At 71.8% G+C, this 14,052-nt stretch carries 14 protein-coding genes; 5 read left to right on the plus strand and 9 right to left on the minus strand.

Annotation, left to right across the window (positions count from 1 at the left end):
* Nucleotides 1-13: 13 nt before the first annotated feature.
* Nucleotides 14-1,234, minus strand: a complete 1,221-nt coding sequence (locus MUB56_RS02360) for a Fic family protein (RefSeq protein ID WP_244930312.1) — start codon at nucleotides 1,232-1,234, stop codon at nucleotides 14-16.
* A 66-nt stretch (nucleotides 1,235-1,300) separates the two neighbouring features.
* On the minus strand, nucleotides 1,301-1,720 hold the full coding sequence (locus MUB56_RS02365) for a DUF3151 domain-containing protein (protein ID WP_244930313.1): 420 nt from the start codon (nucleotides 1,718-1,720) through the stop codon (nucleotides 1,301-1,303).
* Between the two features lie 36 nt (nucleotides 1,721-1,756).
* On the opposite strand from MUB56_RS02365, the gene MUB56_RS02370 reads away from it, so the two are divergent.
* Nucleotides 1,757-3,274, plus strand: coding sequence for a DHA2 family efflux MFS transporter permease subunit (locus tag MUB56_RS02370; protein WP_280637351.1), 1,518 nt, complete (start codon nucleotides 1,757-1,759; stop codon nucleotides 3,272-3,274).
* Between the two features lie 65 nt (nucleotides 3,275-3,339).
* Here the strand turns inward: MUB56_RS02370 and fbaA are convergent, their stop codons facing one another.
* Both fbaA and MUB56_RS02380 read right to left on the minus strand, forming a co-directional pair.
* The gene (gene fbaA, locus MUB56_RS02375; RefSeq protein WP_244930314.1) at nucleotides 3,340-4,371 is read right to left on the minus strand and encodes a class II fructose-bisphosphate aldolase; all 1,032 of its coding nucleotides are present in this window, start codon (nucleotides 4,369-4,371) and stop codon (nucleotides 3,340-3,342) included.
* A 139-nt stretch (nucleotides 4,372-4,510) separates the two neighbouring features.
* On the minus strand, nucleotides 4,511-5,167 hold the full coding sequence (locus tag MUB56_RS02380; RefSeq protein WP_244932340.1) for a TrmH family RNA methyltransferase: 657 nt from the start codon (nucleotides 5,165-5,167) through the stop codon (nucleotides 4,511-4,513).
* A 101-nt stretch (nucleotides 5,168-5,268) separates the two neighbouring features.
* On the opposite strand from MUB56_RS02380, the gene MUB56_RS02385 reads away from it, so the two are divergent.
* Nucleotides 5,269-6,021, plus strand: a complete 753-nt coding sequence (locus tag MUB56_RS02385) for a VTT domain-containing protein (protein ID WP_244930315.1) — start codon at nucleotides 5,269-5,271, stop codon at nucleotides 6,019-6,021.
* A gap of 3 nt (nucleotides 6,022-6,024) precedes the next feature.
* Here the strand turns inward: MUB56_RS02385 and MUB56_RS02390 are convergent, their stop codons facing one another.
* Both MUB56_RS02390 and pyrE read right to left on the minus strand, forming a co-directional pair.
* On the minus strand, nucleotides 6,025-6,675 hold the full coding sequence (locus MUB56_RS02390; RefSeq protein WP_244930316.1) for a DedA family protein: 651 nt from the start codon (nucleotides 6,673-6,675) through the stop codon (nucleotides 6,025-6,027).
* Nucleotides 6,676-6,704: 29 nt separating this feature from the next.
* On the minus strand, nucleotides 6,705-7,250 hold the full coding sequence (gene pyrE, locus MUB56_RS02395; protein WP_244930317.1) for an orotate phosphoribosyltransferase: 546 nt from the start codon (nucleotides 7,248-7,250) through the stop codon (nucleotides 6,705-6,707).
* Nucleotides 7,251-7,391: 141 nt separating this feature from the next.
* On the opposite strand from pyrE, the gene MUB56_RS02400 reads away from it, so the two are divergent.
* Both MUB56_RS02400 and MUB56_RS02405 read left to right on the plus strand, forming a co-directional pair.
* A complete protein-coding gene (locus MUB56_RS02400; RefSeq protein ID WP_244930318.1) occupies nucleotides 7,392-7,688 on the plus strand; it encodes a GIY-YIG nuclease family protein in 297 nt (98 codons plus the stop codon).
* 178 nt (nucleotides 7,689-7,866) lie between these two features.
* On the plus strand, nucleotides 7,867-9,033 hold the full coding sequence (locus tag MUB56_RS02405) for a pyridoxal phosphate-dependent aminotransferase (RefSeq protein WP_244930319.1): 1,167 nt from the start codon (nucleotides 7,867-7,869) through the stop codon (nucleotides 9,031-9,033).
* Between the two features lie 3 nt (nucleotides 9,034-9,036).
* Here the strand turns inward: MUB56_RS02405 and MUB56_RS02410 are convergent, their stop codons facing one another.
* From MUB56_RS02410 to clpB, 3 genes are all read right to left on the minus strand, one after another.
* A complete protein-coding gene (locus MUB56_RS02410) occupies nucleotides 9,037-9,708 on the minus strand; it encodes a proline-rich domain-containing protein (protein WP_244930320.1) in 672 nt (223 codons plus the stop codon).
* Between the two features lie 3 nt (nucleotides 9,709-9,711).
* Nucleotides 9,712-10,791, minus strand: coding sequence for a hypothetical protein (locus MUB56_RS02415; protein ID WP_244930321.1), 1,080 nt, complete (start codon nucleotides 10,789-10,791; stop codon nucleotides 9,712-9,714).
* A 101-nt stretch (nucleotides 10,792-10,892) separates the two neighbouring features.
* The gene (gene clpB / locus MUB56_RS02420) at nucleotides 10,893-13,490 is read right to left on the minus strand and encodes an ATP-dependent chaperone ClpB (protein ID WP_244930322.1); all 2,598 of its coding nucleotides are present in this window, start codon (nucleotides 13,488-13,490) and stop codon (nucleotides 10,893-10,895) included.
* Between the two features lie 153 nt (nucleotides 13,491-13,643).
* Here clpB and MUB56_RS02425 point away from each other — a divergent pair, with 153 nt between their 5' ends.
* Nucleotides 13,644-14,042: a response regulator transcription factor gene (locus tag MUB56_RS02425; protein WP_244930323.1), complete on the plus strand. Its 399-nt coding sequence runs from the start codon at nucleotides 13,644-13,646 to the stop codon at nucleotides 14,040-14,042.
* Nucleotides 14,043-14,052: the final 10 nt, after the last annotated feature.

A 14,052-nucleotide genomic window follows, 5' to 3' on the forward strand; every position in this document is an offset into this window, starting at 1 on the left:
GCTCGGCGAGTGGCTACCGCGGTGCACCCCGGCGGCCCGCACGGGCGGCGAACTCGTCGAGCGCCCCGAGCACGCGGTCGGCGACCCAGACCCGATTGCGCCGGTTCGCCGACGCAGGGCTCAGGACGCCGGCTTCGACGAGCCGATCGATGGCGGCCGCGGCTGCCGTGTCCGACACCCCCGTCGCCTCCCTCACGAACGCGACGTTGACGGCCGGTTGGGCGACCAGGTGGGGCAGCACCCGCCAGACCGTCGCGTGGCGGCGGGCGTGCACGACCTCCTCCCACTCGGCGTAGATGTCAGCCAGGTCGAGGTCCAGCCGACGCCCTTTGTCCACCGCGGCGAAGGCCGCCGAGGTGAACTGCTCGACGATGGGGACGGCGTCTCCATGTCGGTAGGCGGTCAGCGCGGCGAAGTAGGAGTCCACCTCGACCAGCAGCCCCGCCGAGACCGGGATCGTCAGGCGGGTCGTCGCGCCCGCCCGGCGCAGCATCACGTGCACGAGCGCGCGTCCGGTGCGACCGTTGCCGTCGGCGAACGGGTGAATCGTCTCGAAGTGGGCGTGGGCGAGCGCGGCGTGCACCAGGACGGGCAGGTCCGTGCGCTCGCCGAACACGAACAGGTCCTCCATCGCGTCGACGACCCGGCTGTCGTGGGGTGGCACGAACGACGCGGTGTGCGGCGTGGGGGCATGCCCTCCGATCCACACCTGTCCCTCCCGGTAGCGCCCCGGCTGCGCCTGCTCCTGCCCGGCGGTGAGAACCCCCTGGATGGCCTGGACCTCGGCGTGACCGAGTCGTTCGGTCAGGTCGATCGCCCGGCGCATGGCCTCGACGTTCGCTGCGACCAGACGCGCGTTCTCACCGGCCCCCTCGTGGATGACCGCCAGGGCCAGCGCCTTCGCTCCCGCCGTGACGTTCTCGATCTGGGAGGAGGACGCCGACTCGGTGCGCAGGAGCACGGCAGCGAGCGGAGCGAACTCGACCCCGTAGGTCCCCTGACGGCTGGACAGCTCGGCGTCGAACCGGGTGATCTCGTTGAGGGCGTCCCCAGCCTCGGCCGCGACGCTTGCCGGAAGATCGAACACGGCATCGGCGATCGGCGGAACCAACGCGGCTTTGTAACGGCCCCGGGCCTGCAGTCGCGCGCGGCGCGACATCGCCGTGCCGTCGGCATCCCACGGTCGTTCCTCGTAGCTGACGGCACTCGGTCCCGGCGCAGCTTCCTGGCTCACCAGCAGATCTTATCCAAGCTTTCTGCCAAAACCTTGGATAAGACCCGGCCGGGACACGCGTGCCGGTCAGGCGCCGCCGAGCAGCTCGTCGTACGCCGTCGGGCTGGAGTCGCGCAGGAACTCCGAGCAACGCTCCCACTCGGCGGTCTCGCCGATCGCCTTGGCCGACAGGGCGAGCAGGGCCAGCGCGCTGAGGAAGCCGCGGTTGGGCTCGTGCTCCCACGGCACCGGGCCGTGGCCCTTCCAGCCGTTGCGGCGCAACAGGTCCAGGCTGCGGTGGTAGCCGACCCGGGAGTAGGCGTAGACGGTCACCGGGTCGAGTCCCTCGTCGGCGGCCTTCGCCGCGAGGGTCGCCCAGGCGAGCGGTGACTCGGGGTGGCGTCGTACGACGTCGACGGGCTCGACCGAGCCGGTCAGCTCGGCGCTCGCGGGGTCGACGGGGAGGTGGGTGGGCGGGGGTCCGGCCATCAGATCGACGTGGCTCATGGTCCCAGTGTCCACGGTGTGGTGTTCAGTAGGACCGTGACCCGTCCCGCTGCCCCGACGACCGTCCCCGCCACGGAGGAGAAGGACCCCTGGCCGGCACTGTTCGCGCTCTGCCTCGGCTTCTTCATGATCCTGGTCGACTCGACCATCGTGTCGGTCGCGACCCCGGCGATCATCGCCGACCTCGACGCCGACGTGAACTCCGTCGTCTGGGTGACCAGCGCCTACCTGCTGGCGTACGCCGTGCCGGTGCTGATCACGGGCCGGCTCGGTGACCGGTTCGGGCCGAAGCGGCTCTACCTCATCGGCCTGACCGTCTTCACGCTGGCGTCGCTGTGGTGCGGACTCACCGGCTCCATCGAGGGACTGGTCCTCGCACGGGTCGTGCAGGGCCTCGGTGCCGCGATGATGACGCCGCAGACGATGGCGATCATCACCCGCATCTTCCCGGCGCAGCGCCGGGGCAAGGCGATGTCGCTGTGGGGTGCGACGGCCGGGGTCGCGACGCTGGTCGGCCCGATCCTCGGCGGCGTGCTGGTCGACGGCCTCGGCTGGGAGTGGATCTTCTTCATCAACGTCCCGGTCGGGATCGTCGGGTTCGCGCTGGCCTGGCGGCTGGTGCCGACGCTCCCGACCAACCAGCACCGCTTCGACTGGCTCGGCGTGGCCCTGAGCGGGGTCGGCATGTTCCTGCTGGTCTTCGGCATCCAGGAGGGCCACGAGCTCGACTGGAGCACCGCGGTGATCGCGATGATCGTCGGGGGCGTCGTGGTGCTCGGCGCCTTCGTCCTCTGGCAGGCGCGCAACACCCGGGAGCCGCTGGTGCCGCTGGAGCTGTTCCGCGACCGCAACTTCTCGCTCGCCAACGTCGCGATCTCGGTGATGGGCTTCGCCATCACCAGCATGGCGATCCCGCTGATGCTCTGGGCCCAGGTGGTGCGCGGGCTCAGCCCCACCCGGGCCGCCCTGCTGCTGGTGCCGATGGCGATCATGACGATCGCGCTCGCCAAGCCCGTCGGGGTGCTGACCGACCGGGTCCACCCGCGGGCGATCACCGGCGTCGGCTTCGCGCTGCTGGTGGGCGCCACCACGGGCATCGCCGCGGTGATGGCGTCGGGCGCCGCCACCTGGTGGCTGGTGCTGCCGATGGTCGTCTTCGGCATCGGCAACGCCTCGGTCTGGGCGCCCAACTCCGCCACCGCCACCCGCAACCTGCCCCTCCACCAGGCCGGCGCCGGGTCGGGGGTCTACAACGCGACCCGCCAGGTCGGCGCCGTCATCGGCTCCGCCGCGATCGCGGTGCTGATCGACGCCCGACTGGCGGCGGAGGGCCTGCCGTCGTTCTCCGGCGCCACCGAGGGCGCCTCCGGCGGCGCACTGCCCGCGGCCGCGCTCGACCCGTTCGCCGACGCGATGGCCGCGTCGGTGCTGCTGCCGGCCGCGGTGCTCGTCATCGGCCTGGTCGCCGTGCTGTTCTTCGAGCGCCCCGACCACGCCGGATTCGGGGCTGCGGCGCGCCCCGCCCCGCAAACGGCCGCCGAGCTGCCCGACTGACCCCGCAACGTCATGCGCCCCGAGCCCTCCAGGGCTCGGGGCGCATGACGTCGGACAGGTGGGGCTCAGCCCAGGGACTTGCCGGCGGAGCGCAGGTTCTCGCAGGCCTCGACGATCCGGGCCGCCATGCCGGCCTCGGCGGCCTTGCCCCAGGCGCGCGGGTCGTACTGCTTCTTGTTGCCGACCTCGCCGTCGACCTTCAGCACGCCGTCGTAGTTGCGGAGCATGTGCTCGGCGACCGGGCGGGTGAAGGCGTACTGGGTGTCGGTGTCGACGTTCATCTTCACGACTCCGTAGTCGACCGCCGCGGCGATCTCCTCGGGCGTGGAGCCCGAGCCGCCGTGGAAGACCAGGTGGAACGGCTTGCTGCCGGCCTCGAGCCCGAACTCGCCGACGACGGCCTCCTGGGCCTCCATCAGCACCTCCGGGCGGAGCTTGACGTTGCCCGGCTTGTAGACGCCGTGCACGTTGCCGAAGGTCAGCGCGGTCATGTAGTAGCCGCGGTCGCCGTACCCCAGCGCCTTGGCCGTCGCGATCGCATCGGCCGGGGTCGAGTAGAGCTTGTCGTTGATCTCGTGGGCGACGCCGTCCTCCTCGCCGCCGACGACACCGACCTCGATCTCGAGGATGATCTTGGCCTTGATGCAGCGCTCGAGGAGGTCCTCGGCGATGACGAGGTTCTCCTCCAGCGGCACGGCCGAGCCGTCCCACATGTGCGACTGGAACAGCGGCGCCTCGCCCCGGGCCACCCGCTCGGCGGAGATCGCGAGCAGCGGGCGGACGAAGCCGTCGAGCTTGTCCTTCGGGCAGTGGTCGGTGTGCAGCGCGATGTTGACGGGGTAGTTCTTCGCGACCTCGGCGGCGTACGCCGCGAACGCCACCGAGCCGGCGACCATGTTCTTGATCGACGGGCCGGAGAGGTACTCCGCACCGCCGGTCGAGACCTGGATGATGCCGTCGGAGCCCGCGTCCGCGAAGCCCTTCAGCGCCGCGTTCAGGGTCTGCGACGACGAGACGTTGATCGCGGGGAACGCGTAGGCGTTGCCCTTCGCGGCGTCGAGCATCTCGGCGTACTTCTCGGGGGTGGCGATGGGCATCTCAGGCTCCTCGGGCGACGACGGCGATCACCCGCCAGCCTAGTCCCAGCCCGGGGTCGTCCGCCGCCGCCCCGGACCGTCGGGCACGTCACCGACCTCCGAGCCGGAGGTCTCGGCGGACGATGTCAGGGGACGCCCCTCAGCCGCGCCAGGCCGACCCGCCGCCCAGGTCGGCGTGCGCGCGGACCCAGGCGTGCATGGCGATCGCGGCGGCCGCCGAGGCGTTGATCGAGCGGGTCGAGCCGAACTGCGCGATCGAGAAGGTGCCGTCGCACGCCTCGCGCGCGCCGGGCGAGAGACCGGGGCCCTCCTGGCCGAACAGGAAGCACACCCGCTCCGGCAGCTCCATCGTCTCCAGGTGCTCCGAGCCCGGCAGGTTGTCGATGCCGAGCAGCCGCACCGGGCCCCCGGGCAGCCCGGCGAGGTACGCCGCGAGCGCCGGCACGTCCGGGTGGTGCCGCACGTGCTGGTAGCGGTCGGTCACCATCGCGCCGCGACGGTTCCACCGGCGGTTGCCGACGATGTGCACCTCGGCCGCGAGGAACGCGTTCGCCGAGCGCACGATCGTGCCGATGTTGAAGTCGTGCTGCCAGTTCTCGATGGCGACGTGGAACCCGTGTCGCCGGGTGTCGAGATCCGCGACGATCGCCTCGAGGCTCCAGTAGCGGTAGCGGTCCACCACGTTGCGCCGGTCGCCCTCGGCCAGCAGCTGCTCGTCGTACACCTCGGAGCCGGGACCGGTGGGCCGGACACCCTCCCAGGGGCCCACCCCGACCTCGGCCGGGCCGTGCGGCATCGGGTCGTACGGCGCCCGCCGCTCGTCGTCCGTCTCGTGACCCACGTCGCAGAGACTAAAGACGGGTCCGGGTCGCGCGCACGGGCAGGTACCGTAAGCGGGTGATCGCCGGCCTCGACCTGACCCCACTCCTGTTCGGGATCAAGTGGCTGGACCCGGAGTGGCTGCAACACGAGTACGGCGGCTACTTCATCTGGATCAGTCTGGCGATCGTCTTCGTCGAGTGCGGGCTGTTCTTCCCGTTCCTGCCCGGCGACACGCTGCTGTTCGCCCTCGGCCTGTTCATCGCCGGCGGGCAGATCCACCTGCTCGGGATCGAGCACGAGATCGTCGAGCTGGTCATCGCGATCGCGCTGCTCAGCCTGGCGGCGTTCCTCGGCAACGTCGCGGGCTACGAGATCGGGCGCAAGATCGGCCCGCCGCTCTACGAGCGCGACGGGCGGCTGCTGAAGAAGAAGTACCTCGACCAGACGTCGGCCTTCTTCGACAAGCACGGCAGCAAGGCCCTGGTCGGTGGCCGGTTCGTGCCCTTCGTCCGCACCTACATCACGGTCGTCGCGGGCATCACCCTGATGGACCGTCGCCGCTTCTTCTTCTGGAGCGCCATCGGGGCTCTGCTGTGGGTCACCAGCATCACCCTGCTGGGCTTCTTCCTCGGCGCCGCGTTCCCCGCCATCGGCGAGAACATCGACTACGTCACCCTGGCGATCCTCGCGTTCACCGTCGTCCCGCTCGCTTACGAGTGGGTGCGGCACCGTCGTACGTCCGGCCCGCGCGGCGACGACAACGACGGCGACGGCCGCCCGGACGTGGACATCGCCGGGTTCGACAACACCGGGGCCCACGGAGGCTGAGCCTCAGGCGGTACCCCGGTGCCGGACCCGCAGCACGATCCACCGGGTGACCAGGACGGCGACCACCGCCAGCACCACCCACTGCAGCCAGCCGACCACGGGCTCGACGCGGTGCCACTCGTGGCCGAGCAGGTAGCCCGCCAGCACGAACGTGGTGTTCCAGATCGCGCTGCCGATCGTGGTCAGCAGCCCGAACTGCCACAGCGGCATCCGGTCGACGCCGGCCGGGATCGAGATCAGGCTCCGGAACAGCGGGAGCATCCGGCCGAAGAAGACCGCCTTGCGGCCGTGCCGGCCGAACCACTGCTCGGTGCGCTCGAAGTCGTGCTGCTCGACCAGCGGCAGCCGCAGCCAGAGCGCCAGCACCCGTTCGCGGCCGAGCGAGCGGCCGAGCAGGTACAGCACCAGCGCACCCACGACCGACCCCGCCGTGGTCCACACGATCGCGCCGGTCAGCGAGAAGCTGCCGCGGCTGGCCGCGAACCCGGCCAGCGGCAGGATGATCTCGCTCGGCAGCGGCGGGAAGAGGTTCTCCAGCGCGATGAGCAGCCCGGCACCGGGACCGCCGAGCCGCTCCATCACCTCGACCGCCCACCCCGCGACCCCGGTCAGGTCGTCGGAGCTCTGGGCGGTCGACGAGGCGGCGGCGTACATGTCCCCGACCGTAGGGGCAGCTCTCAACCTCAGACGGAGGCGGCGTCCCGAGCGGCGTCGAGCTGAGCCTTGGTGAGCACCGGGCGGACCTCGAGGCCGACGTCGGCGAGCGGGTTCTCGCCCGCCGGGCTGCGGTCGATGGCGCAGACGACGACCTCGACGATCGCCCCGGCCTCGCGCAGCGCGCGCGTGGCGTCGCGTACGGCGCCGCCGGTGGTGATGACGTCCTCGATCAGGGTGACCCGCCGGCCGGCCACGTCCGGGCCCTCGGCGAGCTTGCAGGTGCCGTACTCCTTGGCCTTCTTGCGCACGAACAGCGCCGGGTGGCCGGTCAGGTAGCTCACCATCGTCGCGATCGGGACCCCGCCGAGCTCCAGCCCGCCGAGCATCTCGGTGTCGGCCGGCAGCAGCTGCACCATCTCCCGCGCCACCCGCGACAGCAGCGCCGGGTCGGCCTCGAAGAGGTACTTGTCGAAGTACTCCGACGCCACCTGCCCTGAGCGGAGCGTGAAGGTGCCGGTCAGCCGGCAGCAGGCGTCGATGTCGGCAGCGAGGTCAGTGTCCACGGTCGTCACCCGCCCATCATCCCGCACCACGACTCCTCGCCGGTCGAGTAGCCCCGCGAGGAACGAGCGGGGTGTATCGAGACCACCCTTCTCCACAGGCGCTCCACGACCGATTGCACTCGCCCGGCCCGCCGCCCACCATCGGGCGGCATGGCCTTCACCTACATGCTCCGCTGTTCGGACGGAACGTTCTACGTCGGTAGCACCCGCGACCTCGAGCGCCGTCTGTACGAGCACCAGATCGGCGAGGGGGCGACGTACACGCGCTGGCGGCGACCGGTGGAGCTCGTCTGGCACGAGGAGCACGAGAACGTCGGCATCGCCTTCGCGCGCGAGAAGCAGATCCAGAACTGGAGCAGGGCCAAGCGACTCGCCCTGATCCGCCAGGACTACGCCGGCCTCCCGGCCCTGGCCAAGAAGGACTTCGAGCGGCGGCGGCAGGAGTAGGTCTCGATACGCTCGCTGGCGCTCGCTACTCGACCAACGAGGCGCCACTCGCTCGCTACTCGACCAACGAGGCGCCACTCGCTCGCTACTCGACCAACGAGGCGCCACTCGCCGGTCGAGTAGCACCGCGAGGGACGAGCGGGGCGTATCGAGACCCGTGCGTCGTACGCTCGCCCGCATGGCTACGCAGCGACTGGCCCAGCGCCTGCACGGGATCGCGCCGACGATCTTCTCGGAGATGTCGGCGCTGGCGGTGCGGACGCAGTCGGTCAACCTGGGGCAGGGGTTCCCGGACGTGGACGGGCCGCCGGAGGTGATCGCGCGGGCGGTGCAGGCGCTGGAGGGCGGGCACAACCAGTACGCACCGGGGGTCGGCGTACCGGCGCTGCGCCACGCGGTGGCGCGGCACCAGCAGCGGCACTACGGCATCGAGCTCGACCCCGACAGCGAGGTCGTCGTGACGACCGGCGCCACCGAGGGGATCGCGGCCGCGCTGCTCGGGCTGGTCGACCCCGGTGACGAGATCGTCGTGCTGGAGCCGTACTACGACTCCTACGTCGCGATGATCCAGATGGCCGGCGGGGTACGTCGGCCGGTCACCCTGCGCGCGCCCGACTTCCGGCTCGACGTCGACGAGCTGCGCGCCGCCGTCACCGACCGCACCCGCTACGTGCTCCTCAACAGCCCGCACAACCCGACCGGCACCGTGCTGACCCGGGCCGAGCTGCAGGCGGTCGCCGACGTCGCCGTCGAGCGCGACCTCGTCGTGATCACCGACGAGGTCTACGAACATCTCGTGTACGACGTCGAGCACGTCCCGATCTCGACCCTGCCCGGCATGGCCGAGCGGACGCTGACCCTCTCGAGCGCCGGGAAGTCGTACTCCTTCACCGGCTGGAAGGTCGGCTGGGCCACCGGGCCGCGCGAGCTGGTGCAGGCGGTGCTGGCCGCCAAGCAGTGGCTGACCTTCACCTCGGGCTCACCGCTGCAGCCGGCGGTCGCGCACGCGCTCGACGACGAGCCGGACTACCCGGCCCGGCTGGCCGCCGAGCTCCGCGAGCGGCGCGACCTGCTCTGCGCCGGACTCGCGAAGGTCGGGCTGGAGGTCCGGGTGCCCGAGGGCACCTACTTCGCCACCACCGACGTCGGCGGCCTTGGCTGGCCGGACGGGATGGCCTTCTGCCTCGCGCTGCCCGAGCGGGCCGGGGTGGTCGCGATCCCGAGCCAGGTCTTCCACGACGACGCCGACGCGGGTCGTCACCTCGTGCGGTGGGCGTTCTGCAAGCAGCCCGAGATCATCGAGGAGGGGCTGCGCCGCCTCGCGGCGGCGCAGCTCCACGCCTGAGGCTCAGCCCCAGGGCTGGGTGGTGCCGACCGGCAGCTCGGGCTGCTGACCGCGCCGGGCGAACCACTCGTTCGCGCCGCCGGTGAACAGCAGCACGATCACCACGATCCCGGCGATCAGGGTCAGCCCGCTCACGACCGAGGTGATGATGAGCAGGCTGACGATGGCGGTCATCGCGGCCGAGATCACCAGCAGGATCCGCGCGACGTTGGAGCGCCGCATCGCGAAGATCGCCAGCACGAGGGCGACCAGGCACCAGACGGCGAAGGCCACCACGATCACCGTGATGACGGTCGCGAGGTCGTCGCCGTTGAAGACGTCGCGCTGGGAGGCGGTCATCTCGTCCTCCATCGCGTCGATCAGGTCGTCGCGGGCCACCATGATGAGCAGCGCGAGCAGGGCGCACAGCAGGAAGCTCACCCCGGAGGACACCATCGTCACGATGGCCGCGGCCGTGACCGTGCCCGGCCGGCGGTCGGGGTCGCGGGCCGGCTGGCCGTACGGCGCGCCGGGCTGGCCGTAGGGGCTGGCCGGCGGCTGCTGGCCGTGCGGGTTGCCGGGCTGCTGGCCGTACGAGCCGGCCGGCGGCTGCTGGCCGTAGGGGTTCGCGGGCGGCTGCTGACCGTAGGGGTTGTCCTGCGGCGGCGGGCCCCAGGGCGGGTGCGGATCGCTCATGGGTCAGATCGTTCCACGAGCGGCGTACCAGGCGCGCACCTCGGGCCGCAGCAGCAGCGAGAACGTGACCGCACAGGCGGCCAGCGGCACCAGCAGCGGGAAGGTCCCGACCCCGGCGCCGAGCAGGCAGCAGGCCGCGGCGGCCCCCGCCGAGACCAGCAGACTGACCTGCGCCCACTGGGCCCGGCGGAACGCGAACCACGCGAGGACGGCCGCCGCCACGCACCACAGCACCACGATCGCGGCCATCGCGATCGCCGTGCCCACCAGCATGTCCTCGGTGATGTCGTCGGCCATGGTCGGCTCGCGGCGGCGTACCTCGTCGAGGACCAGCTCGGGCGAGAGCCCGACCACGACGGCGGTCAGCAGCATGCCGCCGGCGATCAGGGTGGTCAGCACCCAGGTCAGCACGCAGGCCCACAGCACGGCCGGCGGCCGTGGCCCGGGCGCGCCCGGGCGGGCGGCGCCGTGCGGCTGGTACGGCGCGGGCGCGCCCGGTGCCAGCGGCGCCTGGTGCGGCTGCGGGGCGTTGCCGAACCCGGCGTAGGGGCGGGGCTCGCTCGTCGACGGGACGGACGCCGGCGGGGGCGGCTGCTGCCAGGGCGTCGGCGGCTCGGGATCCGGAGTCCGCTCGGGACGCCGCTCGGGCGCCGGCCGCGGCGCGACGCCGTTGAACCAGTCCCGGGACGGCTGCAGCCAGAGCATCACGATGGCGACGGCGACGGCCGAGGAGAGCATCCCCCCGAGGACCAGCCCGCTGACCGCCAGCAGCGGAGCGAGCACGGTGAGCGCCAGCCGGGCCGGGCGGGAACGCTGCAGGGCGTAGACCCCGAGCACCGCGATCGCGGCGGCGCTGGCCGCGGCCACCATGGCGAGCCCGCGCATGATCCCGAGGACCTGCTCGACGTCCAGGCCCATGCCCTCACCGGGCGGGCGGGCGACGAACTCCTCGACCGCCTGACGGGTCTCCAGGGACCGGAGGCCCGAGACGGTCTCGAACGCGAACAGCACCAGCAGGACCGAGCCGCCGATGGCCAGGCCCGCCGCGAAGGTGGCCTGTGGGGGGCGGGTCGGGCTGCTCATAGCTCTCATTCCATCAGAGGACCGGTCGGGGCCGGACGGTCGTGTGCCCCAGCACGCGCCGGAACGCGTCCTGGGGCACACCACTCGGGATCAGGCCGGGGTCAGGCGCTGCGCAGCACCAGCCCACCGGCGTCGGCGATGTCGACCTGCACGGCCGCCCCGTCGGTCACCTCGCCGGCGATCAGCAGCTTGGCCAGCGAGTCGCCGATCGAGGTCTGGATCAGCCGGCGCAGCGGGCGGGCGCCGTACGCCGGGTCGTACCCGGTCTCGGCGAGCCAGCGCTTGGCCGCCTCGGTGACCGTGATCGTGATCCGCCGCACCGCCAGCCGCTTCTCCAGCAGCGCGAGCTGCAGGTCGACGATGTGCGTCAGCTCCTCGGGCGTGAGCGCGTCGAAGGTGACGACCTCGTCGAGCCGGTTCAGGAACTCCGGCTTGAACGTCGAGCGCACGACGGCCATGACCGAGTCGCGCTTCTTCTCCGGGTCCAGCAGGGGGTCGACCAGGAAGTGCGAGCCGAGGTTGCTGGTCAGGATCATGATCGTGTTGCGGAAGTCGACCGTGCGGCCCTGGCCGTCGGTCAGCCGGCCGTCGTCGAGCACCTGCAGCAGGATGTCGAAGACCTCCGGGTGCGCCTTCTCGACCTCGTCGAGGAGGACGACGGAGTACGGCCGGCGGCGCACCGCCTCGGTGAGCTGGCCGCCCTCGTCGTACCCGACGTAGCCGGGAGGAGCACCGACGAGGCGGGCGACGGAGTGCTTCTCGGAGTACTCGCTCATGTCGATGCGGACGATGGCCCGCTCGTCGTCGAAGAGGAAGTCGGCCAGCGACTTCGCGAGCTCGGTCTTGCCGGTGCCGGTCGGGCCGAGGAACAGGAACGAGCCGGTCGGCCGGTTCGGGTCGGCGATGCCGGCGCGCGAGCGTCGTACGGCGTCGCTGACGGCGGTGACCGCGGCCCGCTGGCCGATCAGCCGCTCGCCGAGCACGTCCTCCATCTTGAGCAGCTTGGCGGTCTCGCCCTCCAGCATCCGGCCGGTGGGGATCCCGGTCCAGGCCTCGACGACCTCGGCGACCTGCTGGGCACCGACCTCCTCGCCGACCAGCGGCGCCTCGTCGGTCTCGATCTTCTCGGCGTCGGCGGCCTGGTGGATCCGGCTCTCGAGCTCGGGGATCCGGCCGTAGAGCAGCTCGCTGGCCTTCTCGAAGTCACCCTCGCGCTGCAGCCGCTCGGCCTCGATGCGCAACTGGTCGAGCTGGCGGCGCAGCTCGCCCTCGCCCTCCAGCGAGGACTTCTCGCGCTCCCAGCGGGCCTCGAGGCCGCGCAGCTCCTCCTCCTTGTCGGCGAGGTCGGCGCGCAGGTCGGCCAGCCGGGCCTGGGAGCCGGGGTCGCTCTCGCGGCCCAGGGCGAACTCCTCCATCTTCATCCGCTCCACCTGGCGACGAAGCTGGTCGATCTCCTCCGGCGAGGACTCGATCTCCATCCGCAGCCGCGACGCGGCCTCGTCGACCAGGTCGATGGCCTTGTCGGGCAGCTGGCGGCCGGTGATGTAGCGGTCGGAGAGGGTCGCGGCCGCGACCAGGGCGGCGTCGGTGATCCGGACGCCGTGGTGCGCCTCGTACTTCTCCTGGATGCCGCGCAGGATCTGGATGGTGTCCTCGACGCTGGGCTCGCCGACGAAGACCTGTTGGAAGCGGCGCTCCAGGGCGGGGTCCTTCTCGATCCGCTCGCGGTACTCGTCGAGGGTGGTCGCGCCGATCATGTGCAGCTCGCCGCGGGCCAGCATCGGCTTGAGCATGTTGCCGGCGTCCATCGCGGAGTCGCCGCCGGCGCCCGCGCCGACGACGGTGTGCAGCTCGTCGATGAAGGTGATGACCCGGCCCTCGGCCGCCTTGATCTCGTCGAGCACGGCCTTGAGCCGCTCCTCGAACTCGCCGCGGAACTTCGCGCCCGCCACCATGGCGGCCAGGTCCAGGCTCAGCACCCGGCGACCCTTCAGGGAGTCGGGGACGTCGCCGTCGACGACGCGCTGGGCGAGGCCCTCGACGACGGCGGTCTTGCCGACGCCGGGCTCGCCGATCAGGACCGGGTTGTTCTTGGTGCGTCGGCTCAGCACCTGGATCACGCGGCGGATCTCGGAGTCGCGGCCGATGACCGGGTCGAGCCGGCCCTCCTCGGCCGACGCGGTCAGGTCGACGGAGTACTTCTCCAGTGCCTCGTACGTCGACTCCGCGTCCTGGCTGGTCACCCGGCGGTTGCCGCGCACGGTGGTCAGGCTCTCCCGCAGCCCCTGCTCGGTCAGGCCGGCGTCGGTCAGCACCTTCGCCGCCGAGCTCTCGACGGTGGCCAGCGAGATGAACAGGTGCTCGGTGGCGACGTACTCGTCGTTCATGCCGCCGGCGAGGTCGAGTGCCCCGGCGAGGACCCGGGTGAGGGCGGACGAGGCCTTGGGCGTCTGCACGCTCGACCCGCTCGCCTTCGGCAGCGCGTCGCGCTGCGCGGAGGCCGCGCGCACCAGCGCCGCGGGATCGGCACCCGCCTTGGTGACGAGCGACGCGGTGGTCCCGCCCTCCTGGAGGAGCAGGGCCACCAGCAGGTGGATGGGCTCGACGGTCGAGTTGCCCGCCGTGGTCGCGGCGAGCTGGGCGGCCTCGATCGCCTCGCGGCTGCGCGTGGTGAACTTGTCGGCGCCGAACTGGCTCATGTGCGTGATCTCCTGGTCTCGAGCGGTGCTGCGAGGAGTCTCCCTCGTCATCGGGTTCAACGCAGCAGAACTTGAGTCTGTTCCACTCAAGTTTGGAAAAGTTCGGCGAACGCCACCCGCGAGGCTCTCCCCTTCCCTAACGTTCGTCTCGAGATGAAGCAGACGCTTGGCGCCGGATCCATGCGGGCCGTGATCGTCGACGACACCGACGACATCCGGGCCCTGCTCCGCCTCGCCCTGACCCGGGCTGAGCACCGGGTGGTCGCCGAGGCCGCGGACGGCCGGGAGGGCATCGAGGTTGTCACCGAGCACCGCCCGGACCTGGTGCTCCTCGACCTGTCGATGCCGGTCATGGACGGCCTCGAAGCCCTGCCGACGCTGCGCCGGCTGGTCCCCGACGCGACCATCCTCGTGCTCTCCGGCTTCGGGGCGGAGCAGATGGCCGACCGCGCCCTGGCCGCCGGCGCCGACGGGTACGTCCAGAAGGGCGAGTCGCTGGTCGTGATCCTCGGCGTGATCCGCGAGCTGAGCGCCGCTAGGAGCGCTGGGTGACAATGGGCCG

The sequence above is a fragment of the Nocardioides sp. W7 genome, from assembly GCF_022919075.1.
Classification (GTDB): Bacteria; Actinomycetota; Actinomycetes; order Propionibacteriales; family Nocardioidaceae; genus Nocardioides.